Source organism: Methylocystis rosea SV97 (genome assembly GCF_000372845.1).
Lineage (GTDB): Bacteria > Pseudomonadota > Alphaproteobacteria > Rhizobiales > Beijerinckiaceae > Methylocystis > Methylocystis rosea.
Map to the genome: position 1 here is coordinate 1 of NZ_KB889964.1, position 18,320 is coordinate 18,320.

Annotated in this window: 13 protein-coding genes and 7 pseudogenes; 7 read left to right on the forward strand and 13 right to left on the reverse strand. The window is 60.3% G+C overall.

Annotation, left to right across the window (positions count from 1 at the left end; translation table 11 throughout):
- The 4 genes and pseudogenes from A3OO_RS22120 to A3OO_RS23155 form a co-directional block, all read left to right on the forward strand.
- On the forward strand, nucleotides 1-1,384 hold a 1,384-nt coding region (locus A3OO_RS22120), incomplete at its 5' end, for a copper-translocating P-type ATPase (protein WP_018409397.1).
- 115 nt (nucleotides 1,385-1,499) lie between these two features.
- A complete protein-coding gene (locus A3OO_RS24065) occupies nucleotides 1,500-2,111 on the forward strand; it encodes a hypothetical protein (RefSeq protein WP_026223141.1) in 612 nt (203 codons plus the stop codon).
- Nucleotides 2,111-2,209 (forward strand): annotated as a pseudogene (locus A3OO_RS24855) (hypothetical protein); the annotation flags it as partial. The gene A3OO_RS24065 and the pseudogene A3OO_RS24855, both read left to right, overlap by 1 nt.
- Nucleotides 2,210-2,253: 44 nt before the next feature.
- Nucleotides 2,254-2,470 (forward strand): annotated as a pseudogene (locus A3OO_RS23155) (transposase); the annotation flags it as partial.
- Between the two features lie 1,777 nt (nucleotides 2,471-4,247).
- Here the strand turns inward: A3OO_RS23155 and A3OO_RS0118795 are convergent.
- The 3 genes from A3OO_RS0118795 to A3OO_RS0118810 form a co-directional block, all read right to left on the reverse strand.
- Entirely contained in the window at nucleotides 4,248-4,547 is a 300-nt protein-coding gene (locus A3OO_RS0118795; RefSeq protein WP_026223144.1) for a putative quinol monooxygenase, read from the reverse strand.
- A gap of 680 nt (nucleotides 4,548-5,227) precedes the next feature.
- Nucleotides 5,228-5,812: a hypothetical protein gene (locus tag A3OO_RS0118805; RefSeq protein ID WP_018409403.1), complete on the reverse strand. Its 585-nt coding sequence runs from the start codon at nucleotides 5,810-5,812 to the stop codon at nucleotides 5,228-5,230.
- Nucleotides 5,813-5,869: 57 nt separating this feature from the next.
- The gene (locus A3OO_RS0118810; protein ID WP_018409404.1) at nucleotides 5,870-6,178 is read right to left on the reverse strand and encodes a hypothetical protein; all 309 of its coding nucleotides are present in this window, start codon (nucleotides 6,176-6,178) and stop codon (nucleotides 5,870-5,872) included.
- Between the two features lie 350 nt (nucleotides 6,179-6,528).
- On the opposite strand from A3OO_RS0118810, the gene A3OO_RS0118815 reads away from it, so the two are divergent.
- The 3 genes and pseudogenes from A3OO_RS0118815 to A3OO_RS24860 all read left to right on the forward strand — a co-directional run.
- Entirely contained in the window at nucleotides 6,529-6,720 is a 192-nt protein-coding gene (locus tag A3OO_RS0118815) for a hypothetical protein (RefSeq protein WP_156824951.1), read from the forward strand.
- A gap of 159 nt (nucleotides 6,721-6,879) precedes the next feature.
- On the forward strand, nucleotides 6,880-7,125 hold the full coding sequence (locus tag A3OO_RS0118820) for a tyrosinase family protein (RefSeq protein ID WP_425338980.1): 246 nt from the start codon (nucleotides 6,880-6,882) through the stop codon (nucleotides 7,123-7,125).
- Between the two features lie 95 nt (nucleotides 7,126-7,220).
- Nucleotides 7,221-7,304, forward strand: a pseudogene (locus tag A3OO_RS24860) (tyrosinase family protein); the annotation flags it as partial.
- 244 nt (nucleotides 7,305-7,548) lie between these two features.
- Here A3OO_RS24860 and A3OO_RS24730 read toward each other — a convergent pair.
- The 10 genes and pseudogenes from A3OO_RS24730 to A3OO_RS0118880 form a co-directional block, all read right to left on the reverse strand.
- A pseudogene (locus tag A3OO_RS24730) lies at nucleotides 7,549-7,713 on the reverse strand (transposase); the annotation flags it as partial.
- 176 nt (nucleotides 7,714-7,889) lie between these two features.
- Nucleotides 7,890-8,636 (reverse strand): annotated as a pseudogene (gene istB / locus A3OO_RS22125) (IS21-like element helper ATPase IstB).
- A gap of 11 nt (nucleotides 8,637-8,647) precedes the next feature.
- Nucleotides 8,648-10,174 (reverse strand): annotated as a pseudogene (gene istA, locus A3OO_RS22130) (IS21 family transposase).
- Between the two features lie 338 nt (nucleotides 10,175-10,512).
- A pseudogene (locus A3OO_RS23175) lies at nucleotides 10,513-10,989 on the reverse strand (IS66 family transposase); the annotation flags it as partial.
- Between the two features lie 952 nt (nucleotides 10,990-11,941).
- Complete coding sequence (locus tag A3OO_RS22720; protein ID WP_198008866.1) at nucleotides 11,942-13,288, reverse strand: HWE histidine kinase domain-containing protein; 1,347 nt, start codon at nucleotides 13,286-13,288, stop codon at nucleotides 11,942-11,944.
- Between the two features lie 20 nt (nucleotides 13,289-13,308).
- On the reverse strand, nucleotides 13,309-15,429 hold the full coding sequence (locus tag A3OO_RS0118860) for an ATP-binding protein (protein ID WP_018409412.1): 2,121 nt from the start codon (nucleotides 15,427-15,429) through the stop codon (nucleotides 13,309-13,311).
- A 6-nt stretch (nucleotides 15,430-15,435) separates the two neighbouring features.
- On the reverse strand, nucleotides 15,436-16,422 hold the full coding sequence (locus tag A3OO_RS0118865) for an ATP-binding SpoIIE family protein phosphatase (protein WP_018409413.1): 987 nt from the start codon (nucleotides 16,420-16,422) through the stop codon (nucleotides 15,436-15,438).
- Nucleotide 16,423: 1 nt separating this feature from the next.
- Nucleotides 16,424-16,828 carry an ATP-binding protein gene (locus A3OO_RS0118870; RefSeq protein WP_018409414.1) on the reverse strand — a complete coding sequence of 135 codons (405 nt, stop codon included), beginning with the start codon at nucleotides 16,826-16,828 and terminating at the stop codon, nucleotides 16,424-16,426.
- Nucleotides 16,809-17,198: an STAS domain-containing protein gene (locus A3OO_RS0118875; protein ID WP_018409415.1), complete on the reverse strand. Its 390-nt coding sequence runs from the start codon at nucleotides 17,196-17,198 to the stop codon at nucleotides 16,809-16,811. The genes A3OO_RS0118870 and A3OO_RS0118875 overlap by 20 nt, the downstream gene beginning before the upstream one ends.
- A 4-nt stretch (nucleotides 17,199-17,202) precedes the next feature.
- Nucleotides 17,203-18,063 (reverse strand): STAS domain-containing protein, encoded by an 861-nt coding sequence (locus A3OO_RS0118880; RefSeq protein ID WP_018409416.1) that lies wholly within the window; start codon nucleotides 18,061-18,063, stop codon nucleotides 17,203-17,205.
- Nucleotides 18,064-18,320: the final 257 nt, after the last annotated feature.

Here is an 18,320-nt window from a genome sequence, read left to right on the forward strand (position 1 = left end):
AGTCATCGGCGGCACGCTTAATCAGACTGGCGGCTTTGTGATGCGCGCGGAGAAGGTTGGCCGCGACACCGTGCTCTCAAGGATTGTCGAGATGGTCGCTTCCGCGCAGAGAAGCCGCGCGCCAATACAGCGCCTCGCCGATCAAGTGGCGGGATGGTTCGTGCCCGCCGTCATTCTCATCGCCGTTCTTGCATTTCTTGCCTGGGCAATGTGGGGACCGGAACCACGTATGACTTTTGGGCTCGTTGCATCCGTTTCCGTCCTCATCATCGCCTGCCCTTGCGCGCTCGGTCTTGCGACGCCGATGTCGATTATGGTCGGTGTGGGACGTGGCGCGCAGTCGGGCGTGCTGATAAAAAGCGCCGAGGCGCTGGAGCGCTTGGAAAAAATAGACACGCTGGTTGTGGACAAGACCGGGACGCTAACCGAAGGCAAGCCGCGCGTAACGGCCATCCTCGCCGTCGCCGGAATCTCCGAGGAAGATCTGTTGGCGACGGCGGCGAGTCTTGAACGCGCCAGCGAGCATCCGCTGGCGCTCGCCATCGTTCAGGCCGCAGCCGAACGCGGGCTCGCTTTGAAGGAGGCGACGGATTTCGATTCCCCTGTCGGCAAGGGCGTCATCGGCCGGGTCGACGGCAAAGCGATCGCGATCGGCAATCGTCGCTTTCTGCGAGAACTTGGCGTCGATACGACACCACTCGATAACCAAGCGGAACGACTGCGCGAAGAGGCCGCAACCGCAATCTTTGTCGCCATAGACGGAAAAATTTCCGGCGTCATCGGCATCGCCGACCCCATCAAGGTGACGACACTGGATGCGCTGCAATCGCTGCGCGAGGATGGGGTCGCCGTGGTGATGCTTACCGGCGACAACTGGACAACGGCGCGCGCCGTCGCCAAACACTTGGGAATCGTCGAGATCGAAGCTGAGATCCTCCCCGAGGACAAGAGCAAAGTCGTTAGTCGTTTGCGCGAAGCGGGTCGAATCGTCGCGATGGCGGGGGACGGCGTAAATGACGCCCCTGCCTTGGCCGCCGCCGATGTGGGCATCGCCATGGGAACTGGGACCGATGTTGCGATCGAGAGCGCTGGCGTGACTTTGTTGAAGGGCGATCTTGGGGGCATCGTGCGTGGCCGACGCCTTTCCCAAGCGACGATGCGCAACATTCGTGAGAATCTGTTCTTCGCGTTTATCTACAACGCCGCTGGCGTGCCCATCGCGGCCGGCGCGCTCTATCCGGCCTTCGGGATCCTCTTGTCGCCGACGATCGCCGCGGCGGCGATGGCGCTATCGTCGGTTAGCGTCGTCCTCAATTCTCTGCGGCTCCGGCAAGCGGAGATCGAACCTCAGGCCAAAATTGAGATGCCGCCGTTCTCCTACTAGCCAACAGGTTGCGATGATGCTCGTCCGTGGCGCAAGATCGCCCAGCGCCGCGCTATAATATTGACGCGTGTGGTCGGCCCCCATGGGGTGATCCAGTTCGAATGTTAGTTTAATAGTGGCATTTGGACCAGCGGCTGAGCGCCCGGCGGAGCTGGCTGGGGTTGCGCAGCCGGGCGCGAAGCACGCGCGCGACTATGAAGGCGCCACGTTCGAACTGCAAAATATCGAACGCAAGGCCGCTTCGGAGGTCGAGTCCAACCCTGCATGGCGAGGTGTCACGGAACGCGTCGCCTCACGGCAAAAAACATTGGCGCAGGCCCAGGCGAAGGCCGCACAAGCCGAGGCCGACCGCGCGCGCAAGCGAAGCCCCTATGAGCAGGACCCTCTGTTCATGTATCTGTGGGCGCGCAAATACGGCGCGACGGACTATCAGGCCCGCGCCTTTACGCGTTACATGGATGGGCTTGTCGCGAGGCTGATCAGATTCCGCGAGGCACGCCAGAATTACGAAACTCTCAACCGTCTGCTGACGCGTTTGCATGAGCACGCGGCCGACGTAGCGGCGGCGCTCGGCGGGGAACAACAGCGTTTTGCCGCGCTACAACAAAGCGCGATTGAGCGGGCGGCGCCCCGTTGCAGGAAAAGGCGCGCGCTGCCAAAGCCGCTCTCGCCGCGAGCGAGGCGGAACGCGCCGCCGCCGCGGGCGCCAAGGTTTGCCAGAGATTGATGAGCGCGCCAGGCGTTGGCGCCCTGGTCGCGCTGACCTATCGCTCGGCGGTGGATGATCCGTCGCGGTTCGAAAGTCCAGCGCAATCGGCGCCTATTTCGGCTGACGCCAAAAAATATCAGTCGGGCGAGACCGACCGTGACAGCCCATGGCAGCGCGCGAGGGCGAAAATCGGATACGATCAGTTTCATCACTTTATTTCCAGCGGCGTCTGGGATGCGGCGCCGATCGAGAAGGCGCTGCTCGTCGAAGCGGACAGGATGGTCGGCGGCGCCGACGCGTGGTGATCGTCGACGATACGGCCTTGTCGAAAAAGGGCGCGTATTCGGTCGGCGTCGCGCCGCAATATGCATCCTGCCGCTCCGTCGACCATCAGACCTCTAAGGCTCAGAGCTTGCGTACTCTTGCTCGCGCCACGGATGGGATCACTGCGAAGGTTTTTTGCGTGCTGAATGAACTCGAAGTCGAAGCCGTTCGCGCGGGCAATGAGCAAATCACCGACGAAGATGTTGAGCGCTGGAAACCAGGGCTTGAACGTGAAGCGGTCTTTGCCTGAACACGTCCGATTCGCGCCCGGTACCCGCCTCGGGCTCGGCTGGACGTTAAAGCAATGCCTGGCCACGGCGTCGGCGGCGGCGGCGGCGGCGCAAGGCTCGCACCCGAGGAATTGCGGCATAGGCCGTGAGGGATTAGGCTTTCCGCAACTCGCCGGCTTTGATCTCCTCTTTGCCGGCACCAAGGACGCCCCGACCGTGGATGTAACGGCGGGGCGTTTTTCTTGCTCGATGGCTCCTTCGACTTGGCTCGATGGCCTCCCGCTGATTAGGGGCGCCGACGATCGTTTGATGGCGCATCCACCCGACCTCCAGGCCGTTCGTAGATCTGTGAGCTGGGAACAATACAGCGTGACAACGCTTAGAACCTCTGATGTAGAGGCGGAAAATGGCGCCACAGGAAGATAGGCGCCTGTCGCTAAGAGGGCGAGATAACGAGCGCAACCTGAAGCAATTGGGGGGAGCGGCTCAGAGAGAAATTCTCGCAGCTTGCTACGGAACCGCTGCCGTCCGTCATGTTAAATCTGTTGCGCGGGATGGAGCAGCATCCCGATCCGGATTTGCTTGGGCAAGATCCTGATCAACTCAACTCAAGCGATTCTCCTGGACCTGAACATCAAGGCGATCCGCCCGCTCCAGAAGGGTCGCCCATCAACAAAAAGGAATAGTCTTTGCGCCCCCAGCAGCGCAGCCGAGTCCTTGACGGAAGTTAAAGTTGAAAGCTCCTAGGTGACCGCTAGCTACCTGGATTACATGGCGGAAAATAAAACGACCATTGAGCGTGCGTTCGAACTGGCTCGCTCTGGAGAGTGTGCGCGCATCGGCGATATTGTCAGACACTTAAGTCGCGAAGGCTACGATATCCGGCAAATTCACGGGGGCGCTCTCCGAAAGCAGCTCCGCGACCTGATCAAAGAGGCGAATCGTCACGCTCGAAACGCGCGAAGCGACGAGCGCCATAATTCCTGAGTCAGAAACGCCCCTCTGATCGCGCTTAGCGATTCAGCTACAACTGTAGCGCCTACGCCTCAAAGCGCTCTGAGCGGCACGTCTCTGCTGGCGCGCCGGCTTGCCGTTTCAGCGTGGGCCCCGAAATCATAGGGTCGCCAAGATAGAGCGCCCCGAGCCTGGATGTACGGCCGGGGCGCTTTTTGCGTTTGTGTTCACGGGTTGGGGTGCGGGTTGACGATTGTAGCTACGTAAGTGCTATCGTTTGGCTATGGCCAGCCATAGGCTTGGTCGTGGGCTATTCCAGTCGCCCGAGTGGTGATATGCGCATGACAAGGAAATGGATCACTATTCCTGCGTTAGCCGCTGCGATCTTATTTGTGGGAGCTACGACGTCAACCTACGCACACGTTTGTCCCTGCTGGCATTGGGCTCATGGCAAAAAGACTTGCCATCCCTGCGGAAAACTCCCAAGCCGGCATATCCGATAGCGACGGACCCTTTCACCGCAGCGGTTTCGCCGGGACCGTGATGGACCCGGGATTTAGGGCCTAAAATTTGTATGGAGTGACGGCCCCGCCCGCCGCGACTGAGCACCCCGACCGTGGATGTATCGGCGGGGCGTTTTTTGCGATCAGCCCAGCTTTGATGCCAGCACGTCAACTTTCTCGATTTTCGGCGGCAGCGAGAAAAGCTCCGGCGCTTTTGCCATGAGAGCCTTCGCGACCTCCCCCGCAAGATGAGCGTCTCTGCCGGCTTCGTCATGAAAGACGTCAAAAATGCCAAAAGTCGTGGGCGCCACTCGGATCGCGAACCACGAAACCGTGCAAGGCTCCGCTTCCACGAGCGGCACCGCCGATTTCAAGAACGCCGCAACCTCGTGCTCCTTGCCGATCTTCGCTTCCAGCGTCGCCAAGATACCAAACTTTACCATTGCGACCTCCTTGGGAACTATGGCCCCCCGGGCCGTCAGTTTGCACCTTTCGAGGCATTTTGCACGACGGTTGATTCTTGGGTCGCGCAACCATCAGGGAACCAATAGTCTGACGATACTCGACAAGCCCAAAGATGATGGCCGGAGGCGTCACAATGAACGCGCCCGATTTGAACCACCAAGCCACGGACGAAGCCATCGGCGGCAACGATGGTTTGGCTCATCAGTCTGCCCCTGAGAGCACCGCGCTCGTCGCCGCGCTAAATCTTGTGTAGGAAACAGCGGAGGCGATCAAAGCATTCGATGAGCAGGCAGCTCGAGCGCTAATGCGCGCTCCTCGGCGCGACTACGAATTGGCCTGTCGCTCTAACGGGCGACGATCCTTTCAAACGCAAAACTCCTGCCCGGTCAGAAATGGCCGGGCTTTTTCGTGCCGCACGCGCCCGGAGCCGCACGCGCATCCATGACTACGACTTCCGCTGCTCGTTTCGTTCCTTTGACCTTTCTGGCCACCGCTACAGGCCGCGGACGTCATAGAACCGGTTTGCAAAACCTCGTCGACGCGGGCTTCAAAGGGACATCAGCTTCGTCGGCGTTAGTGCGTTCATGTGTCGATAGAGGATACGCCTTACCCTGCCGAAGCGTTCGAGTTTCATAGGTTAGAACAGATCTGACAGCGTTCAGTCTGGATCGTCAGGCCTATGCTCCGCCGTATGAACGTGGACGTCGTGGCCTCCATTTCGCTCCATGGCGTCCATGGCGGAGCGTTCATGTTCTTCGGTCCAGGTCCGCGCCCACAGCAGCAGCCCGCCGCGCGCCAATTGCGATTGCGCCCAATTGCGCTGACGACGTTGAATGAGTTTGATGACTCCAACGCCGGCCAGGCTGGCGACCATACCGGTGACAATGCCCGCAAAAATTGCCTCGGCGAAACTGCCGAAGATGGTCCAGACGGCGATCGCGCCGGCTATGGCGCCGACATAGAAGAGCAGACCGATGAGCGAAGCTTTGCCTTCATTAAGCGACTCGTTTTCGATGAAGGAGATGCGCGGCGCTGCATCGCTGTCCTCGATCTCGACCGAGCGTTTCGCGCCAACCTTTTCGCGCGCCGTCGCATCTTCGGCGAGCAGGCTAATTTCCGAGCGGTCGAATCCGTGGGTGAGCAGATCGTCAATTGCGGACTGCAGGTTGTCCATCGAGTCGAACAGGCCGACGACCTCGCTAAATTCGCGGCGCTGTTCAAGTGTGATCTTGTTTGGTTCCATGAGTCCTCCGACAGCTCTGCGTTCTCGAATCTAAGTCGGCCTTCGCCGTGGCTGTGATCAGCCCGTTTTCTTCATGAGCGCATTCTTTATGAGACCATAGGCTGCGGTGACGACCGCGCCGGTAATGCCGCCGCCAGCCAAATTGCCCAGCATCACGCCAATATCGAGTCCCCCGCTGCTGGCCGCGCTGCTGAGCGCAGGGATCAAGCCCTGGAGGATCGTTCCGCCAATGCCGCCCCCGGCGGCGCCCGTGATTGTCTTAGCGAGAGGGCTTAGGTCTAAGTTCTTTAAAAATCCGCCAGCCGCGTTTCCGCCAAGGGCTCCTGCCACAATTTGGATGATGAGATTTATGATCGTGCCGGACATGAGACAATCTCCCCGTTCGATCCGCTGCTCACAACAAACCAGTGGGATGTAGGGCGGCGGATGAGAACGGGACAGGCCGGGCGCTCTTCTTTGCGGCGTCGCCCTCAGCGCGAAGATCAGCGATAGTTGGAGGGACCAAGTTGATGTCGTTGCGTTCTCCATCACAGAAAAGCGTCTTCCGATTTACCCAACGCTCTAGCTTCCGTTAACCGGGAGCTCTATAATTGATACGCAATGAATCGCCGCGCGGGTCCGAGCGCAAACGGTCCATAATTTTCTCGTGATTGTGTTTGCTGGCGCTCGATAGCGTCGCCGCGTCGAATCTAAAATTCCTATCCATGGAGGCGTACATGCATAGCCGAGCAAGGCTCGTCGCAACCTTCAGTGACAGAAAAGAAGCGCTATTGGAGGAACTCGAATTAGTACATCACGCGCTTGCCGAGGCAAAGCAGAGCGAAGAAAATAAGGCATGGTTAGAAAAAATGAAAAAGTGGCACGACCAACTCCAGGCGCTTGTAGATGACATGCCCAAAAATGCCTGACCGTAGGCGCTGAACGATGCGCGTAATGGCTCAGAGGAAATGGCCTATACTGAGCATGGGCTGCGCATTGTCTGCCGGCGCGCCCTCGGACCTGTGCATGTTCTCGATCCTTTTGAGATTACCGGCGCGCCCGGCGCGCGATTCAATCCTCTCGGCGGCTTGCATCCGACCTCGTGGCATCGCACCTTCCTGTTCTTCTTTGAAAGCGTGCTCAAGCAGGCTGCGAAGGACGCGGGAGACTCGACCGAGTTCGAACTGCCCTATTGGGACTGCTCCGCCCAGCCGGTGATGTCGAGAAGGTTTCACACACGCGAAGGACCGTCAGGCCAACCCAATTCGCTCTTGCATCCGCGCCTCAACCCGGACCTGTCCAATTTGTTCCTCGCCAGAGCGCCTTCGGGTTAAACGACTTGCTGGCGGGCCCCGGGGTTCCTCGCAGCAGCGCTTTCTCTTTCTCTTTCGTTTTCGAACTCGATCCTCACGACTAGGTTCACCCATTCGTCGGCCGCGACATGGGCAGAGTGGAAACCTCAGCGCTAGACCCCATTTTCTGGCTGCATCACGCCAACATCGACCGGCTGTGATCCGCCTCGACAAACGCGGGCTCTCGGTCGTGCCGGTGCCAGGTTCGGCGTAGTTTAAAGGAGTCTTCGGATATGGCCCGCGGCTATATCAGCTTTCAGTCGCACGATCGGCGGCCAAGCCCTTCCAATGGGTCGCCGATCCCGACAAAATCATAGCCGCCGTCAGGCGCGGGCATCAAGCGCTAGGTGGCGTAAAACTGAAGATTTTTGCTCAGAGTCTGACTCGAAATGATCCTGTTTGCAGTCAAGTCCTTGCGATGCGTCGCGTGAGAGTGCGGACATGTGCGACGAGAACCCATGCGACTGCGCTGGCGATTGTGTCCTCGAAGTCCTTGGCGAGGCGGCGGCAGCGACCGAGCCAAGCGAAAGTCCTTTCGACGACCCAGCGGCGCGGTAGGATTTCGAATCCCCAGCATCCACGATCCTTTGCCCTTGAGTGCCGATTCCGACGAAGGCGCCCGTCTGTAACGGGATAATGCCGCCCGGGGATTCCGGGATAATGGCGCCCCCCTTTTACGAGATGATCCCGCCCGGGCGCCGCGTTCATTGACCGACGAGATTTGTCTCACCTCCGATTGTTTTTGGTCAAGTCGTTTTGGCTCCTTTGGCGCGGGCGCGGCGTAGGCTCTCGCCGACGAGTTCTACGCGATGCGCGTTGTGCACGAGGCGGTCCAAGATCGCGTCGGCGTAGGTGGGATCGCCGATGACCTCATGCCATGAGGTCACGGGAAGTTGGGATGTGACGATCGTCGATCGGCGCCCATAGCGTTCTTCAAGGATTTCCAGGAGATCGTGGCGGGCGCCGGCGTCGAGCGGCTCGAGGCCGAAGTCGTCGAGGATCAGGAGATCGGCGCGGCCGAGGGATTTGATAAGACGCGGGTGGCGCCCGTCGCCGCGCGCGAGCGCAAGGTCTTCGCAGAGCTTCGGCCAGCGATGATAGACGACGGAACGGTTGTCGCGGCAGGCCTTCTGGCCAATGGCGCAAGCGAGCCAACTTTTGCCGTCGCCCGATGGGCCGACCAGAGCCAGATTGTTGGGGGCGTCGATCCACTGGCCTTCGGCGAGTTTCTGGAACAGGGCGCGGTCGAGCCCGCGCGCGGCGCGGTAGTCGACGTCTTCGATGCTGGCCTGCTGGCGGAGTTTTGCTGCGCGCAGCCTGGCCGTCAGCCGCTTGTCGCGTCGAAAAGACGCTTCTCAATCAAGCAGCAGAGCGAGCCAGTCGTTGCGGTCGATCCCTTTCGCCTCATCTGTCTCTGCGAGTTCGGCGAAGGCCTTGGCCATTCCGTAAAGGCCGAGGACGTGAAGCTGGTCGAGGGTGGGATGTTTAAGCAAGTCGCTGTCTCCTAATGATAGTAGCGCGGGCCGCGGATATTGGGGTGAAGGATCGGAGCCGCGTCCGCGGCACGCTTTGGCGCCGGCTTCCGATCGAGCTTGTTGTCGAGGATGGATTTGATCGAGCCGTAGGTCTTCGCGCCGATCTCGATGGCGCGTTCCGCTGCGGCCTCGACGCGCTCGGACCCATAGGGGCCGACAAGGCGGACGATGCCCAGACAAGCGCGATAGCCCTGCTCGGGATGGGGCCGCGTCTCCAAAATCTGCTCGCAGAGCGCCGCGGCCGCGGGGCCGATTTTGCGCGCATCTTCACGGATGCGCTCGATGGTCCAGCCGGCGTAGCGCCGGTGGCTCGATGGCATGTGCTCAGAGATCGTCGTGTGCTTGTGATTGCCGCTCATCCGCAGATGCACGGCGATACGTTCGCCTCGATAAAAAATCTCAACGCCGCGGACGGTCAGGCGCGCTTCGACCTCGGCGCGGGCGAAGCGATAGGGCACGGAGTAATAATGCGCGTCGATCTCGACGTGATAATCGATGCCGACGCGGTGCAGGCGCCATTCGCAATATTCGTAAGGCTCGACTGGAAGCGCCTTCAACGCCGGGCGGTCGATCTCGTCGAACAATTGGCGACGGGTGACGCCGAGCCGGCGGATGGGGCGCTCCTCGTTGAGAGTTTTCAGCATCCCGTCGATGGCGGCGTTGACCTCCGCAAGGCTGTAGAAGGTTTCGCGACGCAGCCTGCCGAGCAGCCAGCGTTCGACGATCAGCACCGCCGATTCCACCTTCGCCTTGTCGCGCGGTTTTCTGGGCCGGGCCGGCAAAAGCGCGGCGCCGTAATGCGCCGCCATGTCGGCGTAGGTGCGGTTGACCTGTGGATCGTAGAAGCAGGCTTTGACGATGGCGGTCTTGGCGTTGTCCGGCACGATGAGCTGCGGAACGCCGCCGATCGCCTCAAGCGCGCCGACATGGGCGTCGATCCAGTCAGGAAGCGTCTGCGTCCAGCTCGCTCTCGCGAATGTGAGGCTCGACGCGCCCAGCACCGCGACGAATATCTGCCCCATGCGCACTTCGCCGGTGAGCCTGTCGACGACGACGGGAACGCCGTCGCCGGCCTAATCGACGAACAGGCGCTCGCCGGCGGCGTGGGTCTGCCGCATGGTCACCGACAGCGTTTTCTCGAAGGCGCGATACAGCTCGCAAAAGCGCGAATAGCGATAGCCGCCGGGGTTCTCGGCGATGTATTCGTCTCACAGGATCGTCAGGGTGACATGCTTGCGCTTCAGCTCGCGATGCACGTTTGCCCAGTCCGGCTCTTCGACGCGCCGGTGACCGCGCTTGCTGCGCCGGTTGGCGTAAAGCGCCGCCTCCAGCGCGTCGTCGTTCATTCCCTCCGGCAGCGGCCAGGAGAGCCCGGCGCCCTCCGCGCGTTCGAGCGCTTCCCGAACCGTCGAACGCGGCATGCCGAGACGCCGGGAAATCTCGTGCGCTGAAACCGACGCGGCCTTCAGCCGAATAATCTCGCGCGCCTGGCGCATCGTAATCCGCTCCGCTGGCATGAATCGCTCCCCTTGGATTGCCAAAGGAGCGACTTGATCAGGCCAACGGCGGCGACCGCCACTGCACGAAATCACCCGGGCGGGATCATTCCGTCGCAGGGGGGCGGGATCATCTCGGAATTGGGGGGCGCCATCATTCCGTAACGAGTGGGCGCCTTCATCTCGTTTTAGGGGGCGCCATCAAGCGGAATCAGCAGCAGCGTCGGGCGACACGCTGGAATTGATGCGTCCCATGCCGCTTACGTGCGCGGGCCCTGTAGAGCGTCGCGGCGACGAATTACGGTTTGGCATTCGCCTTGCGCGCGATGACCGGCGTTGAGCATGTATTGCATCGCTTGGGCGAGGTCGTGTCCGCGTGACAGCTTCGCGAACTGCTCTCGCATGTAAATCCCGAGCGTGTCGACCAGCGGCCGGCTCACGTCGCGACGAACAGCAAGGCGTTCCTCGGAACTCTTGCCATTGATCGTGCGATCGCGAACAGCGCGTCGATGCGGCGCACGATTTCCATAGCAATCGGCGAGAGCGGCTTTCCCTTTTTTACCGCCGCCTTGCGACGCGCGTTCGCCTCGATGTCGGCCATGGCGAAGAACGGCCGTCGCGCGTGGCTTCAGCACGTCGCCTCGCGGATCGGGCCGGGGGTGCGGTCGGCGAGATACAGCTTGTTGAAACCGTCGTACGCGTCCGCTTGCAAGATGCCCGAGTATCCCTCCAGATGGCTTTGTGGATGTTCGCCGCGACGATCACGCGAGTAGTAGAAGATCGCGGCCGGCGAACCCGGCTCCGCCGAAACGGCGTGCATTCCTCGAAAAGATCGCGCGCGAAAACTCACGATTGTTCGTGCACTGGCAACTCGGCGCAAGCGGCAGGCTGGCCTGATGGGAGCCGGGTGAGGCGAGAGTCTCACGCCCGGTTCTGGAAGACGTAGAGGGTGAAAAACCCCTACTCGCCGACCGTGCCCGTGCTCGCGAAAGGCAAGACCGACACCGGCCGGTGCTGGGTCCATGTTCGTGACGACGCACGCAAGAGCTGGCCCAATTGTTTGGACAGCTCCCCGTGGATTTTGAGTGGATCTCTGCCGGATTTTGCTGAACGCGGGGCGTCTCGATTTTGTCGGGGCGTCGGGAGATCGCCAAATCTGCGCGCCGAAACCGGTCTCGATCGCAAAAGCGCGGCATCCTTCACGGTGATTGGGTGGGTTTGAGCGGTATCGATAAAGTAATGTTATGAGATAGCAGCCCATCCCGACCCTCTCGTCCATCAAAGGCGCCGCCGCCAGCCGCCAGACATTGGGGGAGCGGTCGATTACGTCGATCGCGATGGCGCGGGACGAGAAGCGCGGTCGTTACCGCGCGGTCCTAAGACTGAACTGAATCGAGCGCTCTACTACTTAACGCGGCCGCGATCGCGGCGCCTAACGCAACCCTGCTAAACGGCTTTTGCACGCTCGGCGCGCCTTCGAAGGACAGTTGAAAATTTGACTGTTGATATCCGGTTGCGAAAACAAGCGGAATCCTTCGGTCCCGTACGATCTGGGCAGCCGGAAAGCTCGCCACGCCGTTGAGATTAACATCCAAAATTGCGAGTCCATAGTCGGCTTCCGCCGCCAGTTGCAGCGCTTCTTCAATGCACCGCGCTTGCCCGGCGATCTCAAATCCAAGCTCGCTCAGGATGCTTCAAGCAGAAGCCCTACGAGGCTTCGTCCTCAACCATCAATACTCGAATCTTTATGGCTGAGTCCGTCATCTCTCACTCGAAGTCGACAGGGGCGCTGATTGCGCAGGTAACGCCATCGGAGGAAAAGTCGAGGGATATTGTTCCCTTTAAGTCGCTGGCGAGCGACCTCTCGAGCAGCTTCGAGCCGAATCCGCGATGCGCCGGCGGCTCGACGAGGGGCCCTCCCGTTTCTTTCCAAATCAAGCTTAACCGCGGCAGGCCATTTTCACGTTCGATGCTCCAGCAAATGTTTACCTGCCCCTCACTGCTCGATAGAGCTCCGTATTTGAGCGCGTTTGTGCAAAGTTCATGCAATCCCATCGCGAGCGCTAACGCAGCTTTAGGCTTGAGTTGCAGATCGGGACCTTCCAGGCTGAATCTGTCGGCCGCTCCATGAATCTGCGCCGCCTTGACCACGAGCTCTCGAAGATCCGCAGCCCTCCAGCTGCCGCGCGTCAAGACATCGTGCGTTTCGGAAAGCGCGCAGAGCCTGCTTGCGAAGTCGTCGACCTTTTTCTGATCGACTTGGGCGCCTCTAAATGTCTGTGAGGCGATGGACTGCACGATTGTCAGTGTATTTTTCACCCGGTGGTCGAGTTCATGGATCAGCAGTTCTTTGTGCTCTTCAGCCCTCTTCCGGTCCGAAATATCGAGCGCCCAACAGCCTACAGCCGCGATGTCGTTCGAGGCGTCTCGCACGGGGAAAAACCCCGCCAACCAGTGCCGGTCGCCGGCGCTGGAGTGCTCGGAAAGCTCCACATGCCGCAAAGAAGCTCCTTTTGAGAATACCTCGCCGAGAGAATTTTCAAGAGAACTGGCGTTGTTTGGAAAGATTTCCCTGATCGTGTGGCCGATGTGGCCCTTCGCCTTGAGCGCGATGACGCCGGCGAACTCATCGTTGATGCGCGTGCAGCGGCCCGCTTTGTCGAAAAACGCGAGCCCAATGGGCGCGCTACAGAGCAGCGCTTCCAACTCGAGGGTTCGAGCCAGAAGGCGTTCATTCGCAACACGCAGCTGATCCTCAGCGCTTTTTGCGCGTAGCAAGGCCCTGACCGTGGCGACCAGCACCGGCGCTTCCGCAGGCTCCACCAAATATGCATCGGCGCCCGCGTCCAGCGCCGTTACCTTGGCGTCAGGCCCAATAAAGGTGGCCGAGGTCTGCAGCACCATGATGTCGGGCCGGGATCGCTTGATCTCACGGCACACTTCCGTGCCCAAAATGTCGGGCAGCATCGTATCGAGAACGACGAGGTCCGTCGGGCGCGAGGCGACGAAGGCGAGCGTCTCCTCGCCGCTGCTCGTTTCACTGACTGACCAGCCCGCTTTTTGCAGCGCCCGCACCTTGGCGTAGCGCGCCTCGGCAACGTCGTCGACGACCAACAGACGGGCGCTTTCGACATTCATGTCTGGGCTCCCGCGCCGAGCGCCTCAGCCACCACAGGAGCGAGCGCCTCTTTCGACAGCCCGCTTTTGGCAATGACTTGCTTGGCGCTGCCGAGGCGTCCCAGATCCTGCTCATTCAAAGCTGTGGCCGTGACGACCACGATCGGGACCTGCGCTGTTTTTGGATTATCCGTTAGCCGCTCGAGCACATCGAAGCCGCTGATGCCTGGTAATTTGAGGTCGAGCAACACCAGATCCGGGGGCTGTTTGGCGGCGCTCTCCAGCCCGGCTTCGCCCGTCGCGGCTTCGCTGAGAACGTAGGGCTCGTCTGCGAGACACCGCCGAATGATATAACGCGAGGCTTCGTCGTCGTCGATCAGAAGGACGCGCTTTGCTTCTGTCTCGTCGATCAATTCGTGCAGCTTGGCGAGGAGCCAGGCGCGTTCAATGGGCTTTATTCCATAGCCGTCAGCGCCGAGCCGCGCCGCTTTCGCGCGGTCCTCCATCGTGGAGACGACAAGAACGGGAATCCCCTGCGACTCCGACGCGCCCTTGAGATCGGCCAGCAGCGCCCAAGTGTCCGTGCCTCCAAGCACGAGATCGAGAATAATCGCGCGAGGCTTGACGTCCTGAATTTTCCGCCGCGCCTCCTTCAAGGTTCGCGCGCCGATGAGCCTGTAAGGAGAGTGGCGCAGGGTGACCTCATAGACCATCATGTCCGCAGGGTCGTCTTCGACCGCAAGAACCGGAATACGCTCGTCTTCCGGCGGCGGCTCGATCAAAGGCTCGGCAAGGTCCACCATGGGGCCAGCGTATGCTGCCGGCAGCGTAAACGAGAAGGTCGATCCCTTGCCCACCACGCTGTCGACGTGGATATCGCCGCACAAAAGCTTGCACAGCCGTTTCGACAAGGGGAGCCCCAGTCCCGTGCCCCTCACTCTGCGCTGAATGGGGCCGTCAAGCTGTGAGAACTCCTGAAAAATGAGCTCATGATGCTCTGAGGCGATGCCAATGCCGTCGTCCTTAACCGTGAAAGTGAAACACCCCTCAGATAGTGAGGCCCTGACGCGAATTTCCCCTGCCTCGGTGAATTTCAGCGCGTTTGAAATCAGGTTGCGCAGCACCTGCGAAATCTTGGCTTCATCGCTATACATCGCCGGCAGTGACGATGCGTCCTCGAATATGAGGTTGACCTTGTCTCCAACAAGCAGCGGCCGCAGCATGCCGCGCAAGGCGCCGAAGAGATCGCCAATCCGGAATTCGACGGGCCTAATCTCGATCCGGCCGGCCTCGACTTTGGCGAGATCGAGAAGGTCATTAACGAGTTCGGTCAGGTTCTCCGCCGATTTTCGGATGAACGAAATTTGGCGCTCCTGCTCAGGCATGAGCTCGCCGTCGCAGCGATCGAGTAGCAGGTGGGTCAGCGCCAATATCGAGTTGAGCGGCGTCCTGAACTCGTGAGTCATGTTGGAAAGAAAGCGAGATTTGAGGCTGTCCGCGCGCCGCAGATGCTCCGCCTTTTCGTCGAGATCGGAATAAAGAGCGACCACCCCGCGGTTCGTGTCGTGTAATTCCTCGTTCAGTGAAGCCAGTTCCTTGCGCTGCCGTTCGACCTCCTCCAGACTGAAAATCAGCTCCTGATTCTGCCGACGCAGCTCGATCATTGGGTCGTTGGCGTCTTCCCTCAGCAGGCGATCGGAAATGTCCGCAAGATCAGAATGGGAAAACACCTTGGCCGTTCCAGGCAGCAGCTTTTTGAGAGCCACAACGGTGCCTGAACTGGACGACTGGATGGAAAACTGATCCACAAGCCGACGCGCGCCGATCAGCCCGACGCCCATGCCCGTGGTGGAGCGATGGCGCCCGGCAAGGACTTCTTCAAGGTTGGCGATCCCGGCGCCTTCGTCCGAGATGGTCGCCTGGAACAGTTGCGGCGACGTAGAACCCGCCAGCGAAAACTTGACGCACCCGCCGCCGCCATATTCAACGGCGTTGCGCGCGATCTCGGACACCGCCGTCGCGATGCGGGTCTGATCCTGCCGGTCGAATCCAAGCAGTCCGGCAAGCTGGCGCGCGCGCTGGCGCGCAAAGACGATGTCCGGCTCGGCCTTCAAAGACACTGACAAAATGCGAAGCATTACCACTTACCCCAAGGCGCGCAACACGACCACGGTGGCGTCGTCTCGGCCCCGACGATAATCCCGCGCCAGCACTCCTGCGATAAGCGCCGGATGCGCCCCGAAAAGACCGGGATACTGTGCGACGTTCCAGCGCGCGGACAAGCCGTCGCTGTGCAGAATGATAACACCACCCGGTGCCAGGCTATACTGAAAAGTACGGATGGTCGGGGTCCCGTTGCCGGCCATACCGTTATAGGATACGAGGCTCCGAGCTTCAGCTGCGCCGATGATCGCGCCCGAAATGTTTCCCACGCCGCAGAATTCCACCTGGCCGCTCGCGACGGTCAAACGCGCAAGACCTACGGCTGCGCCTCTGGTCGGCCGAAGGCCCTGATGAATCCGCTCGACATGCTGCGCAACCGTCTGGTTCTTGCAAGAGGAGAACGTAGAGAGGGCGCGCGCCCCCGCTTCAGACGCAAAGGGTCCGTGTCCCGTTCCGTCCACCACGAGAACGTCGATCTTTCCTCCGTTCTCGGTGGCCGTCCATGCGTCGCCGCAGATGGATTCCCCCGGACATGTCACCACGACTGAGCCCGTCACGAATTGGGTCTTCGACGCTGCGCCGTTCCTGCGAAAACGCGCCAGAACCGCTGCGCCCATGGAAGGCTTCGAGTAGATGCCGAAGACACTAGAGAGGCGCTGCGCAGCTCCCAGTCCCGAGCCGCGACTGCCAAAGGTCGAGTATCCATCGCCTAAACATTTTGCGACATCGACGAGCCCGGGCCCGCGATCTAGCGCCATCAGCTCGACGCCCTGCCCGTCGGCATCGTCGAAGAGATTGATGGAAAACTCGCCCTTTCCCGCGTGTTTGAGGATGTTAGTCGCGAGTTCAGTGGCGACGATTGCTATTCTGCCGACCGCTTCCTCCGGAAAATCTTGTGACAACGCCAATTGCGTCGCCGCCCTGCGCACTTCCGCGACTCGCGAAGGATCATCCACCGGCAGCAGCATGTTATTTCCAACGAATGAGCGAGATGCGGGTTCCCTCGCCCGGCTGCGATTTTATGTCGAACTCGTTGACGAGCCGCTTTGCGCCTCCCAAACCTAGCCCCAGCCCCCCGCCCGTCGTGAAATGATCGCTCATCGCCTGCTCAATGTCCGCGATGCCGGGACCTTCGTCTGAAAACGTCACTCGCAATCCTCGGCGCGCGCCGTCGCGAAGGATTTCCAAAAGCAGCTCGCCGCCTCCGCCATACTCGAAGGTGTTTCGTGCGATTTCGCTCGCGGCGGTAATGATTTTGGTCTGATCGATAAGGCTCATGCCCATTGCGTCAGCGTGAAAGCGGACTTTCTGCCTTACGCGAACAATGTCTTCCGAGCTTCGAATCGGAACGGTTTCAATCGTCTCCGTCAGCATCGGTCGACTCTGACTGCTCAATCAGCCTGTTGATCGTCTCCAGACCTTTATCAACGTTGCGGGCGGTCTGAATGCCGCTCAGCTGAACGCCCAGCTCGACGAGGGTGATCGCGACGTGCGGCCGCATGCCCACGACAATGGTGACGGCGTCAAGCACCCGTGATGCGCTGGCTATGTTGCTCAGCATGCGGCCAATGAAGGAATCGACGATCTCGAGCGCGGAAACGTCAATCAACACGCCCTTGGCCCTGGTGGAAACAATCGCGTTGGTGAGATCGTCCTGCAGCGCCATGGCAAGGCGGTCATGCATGTCGATGTGAATTGTGACGAGAAGGCACTTGCCAACTTTGAGGATCGGGATCTTGTCCACCGCATCAGCCTCGCGCCGCTATGCGTTCCACCTTCTGACCCGTCTTTTTCAATGCCAGCGACAGGGCATCCGCCATCGTCGCTTTGGAGACCACCTGAAGATCGAGTCCCAGATGGACGATCGTCTGGGCGATTTGCGGACGGATGCCGCTGATGATGCAATCTGCGCCCATCAGCCGCGCCGCCGCCACCGTCTTGATCAAATGCTGCGCGACCAACGTATCGACGGCCGGCACTCCCGTGATATCGATGATGGCGATTTCCGCCTCCGCGTCGACGATCATTTGTAGAAGATTCTCCATCACGGTCTGCGTGCGGGCGCTATCGAGTGTGCCTATGAGCGGCAGCGCGAGAATCTTGTCCCAAAGCTGGATGACCGGAGTCGACAGCTCCAATAATTCGTCCTGTTGACGTTTGATGACCTCTTCGCGGCTCTTCTGATAAACCTCGGTGGTAAATAAGCCGAGGCGATCGAGAAGCCCCCCCGAGGCGACCAGCACGTCGGCTAGGCGCTCTTCGCGCGCTAGAGTTTGCCGCAGGAGATCAAAAAGCGGCTCTTTCAGCGAGAACACGAATAGCGCGGTCTCGACGGGACTGTATCCGCGCAGCGCTCGGGCCGTCGAAATCTCTTCGAGCACCTCACGCGCGTTTTGCCACTGTTCGCTGGAGATATCTTCGCCGGCGCCATTTTTAATGGCATTGCGCAGCTCGTTTAGGAATCGCCCGCAGGCGTCCTTCAAATCCTTATCGGACGTCTGACCGCTGCGCGTGGCGCCCGCCGCGGTCAGCGCCGCGATCCATCGGCGAAGCAGGTCTTTCTCGCTCTGTTCGATAGCGCTCGCGAGCGCGTCAAAGTTTGCAGGCATGATTCTTCCTCGAATGACTGGCACGATTGAGTAATTTGGCTCCGATTGCAATTTCAGCCGCGGAGGGAAAATGGATGCACTTTTTTTGCAGACGGCTCGGTGCACGGAGGATCTCGGGGGGCGCCGGAGAACCTAGGCTCGGAAGAATTTGCTATATGAAAACCAAAGCCGAGTCTGTTCACTTGTGAACAGTTGCTACAGGGGCTACAGATGAAATACTGAATTTCTCGTTCTAGACAACACAGGGTTGCGTGCTC

Bases quoted from the DNA above. Each gene is read 5' to 3' on its own strand.
- A3OO_RS0118795 (WP_026223144.1), bottom strand. From the start codon at position 4,547: ATGGTAAAGTTTGGTATCTTGGCGACGCTGGAAGCGAAGATCGGCAAG.
- A3OO_RS0118805 (WP_018409403.1), bottom strand. From the start codon at position 5,812: ATGGAACCAAACAAGATCACACTTGAACAGCGCCGCGAATTTAGCGAG.
- A3OO_RS0118810 (WP_018409404.1), bottom strand. From the start codon at position 6,178: ATGTCCGGCACGATCATAAATCTCATCATCCAAATTGTGGCAGGAGCC.
- A3OO_RS0118815 (WP_156824951.1), top strand. From the start codon at position 6,529: ATGCATAGCCGAGCAAGGCTCGTCGCAACCTTCAGTGACAGAAAAGAA.
- A3OO_RS0118860 (WP_018409412.1), bottom strand. From the start codon at position 15,429: ATGCTTCGCATTTTGTCAGTGTCTTTGAAGGCCGAGCCGGACATCGTC.
- A3OO_RS0118865 (WP_018409413.1), bottom strand. From the start codon at position 16,422: ATGCTGCTGCCGGTGGATGATCCTTCGCGAGTCGCGGAAGTGCGCAGG.
- A3OO_RS0118870 (WP_018409414.1), bottom strand. From the start codon at position 16,828: ATGCTGACGGAGACGATTGAAACCGTTCCGATTCGAAGCTCGGAAGAC.
- A3OO_RS0118880 (WP_018409416.1), bottom strand. From the start codon at position 18,063: ATGCCTGCAAACTTTGACGCGCTCGCGAGCGCTATCGAACAGAGCGAG.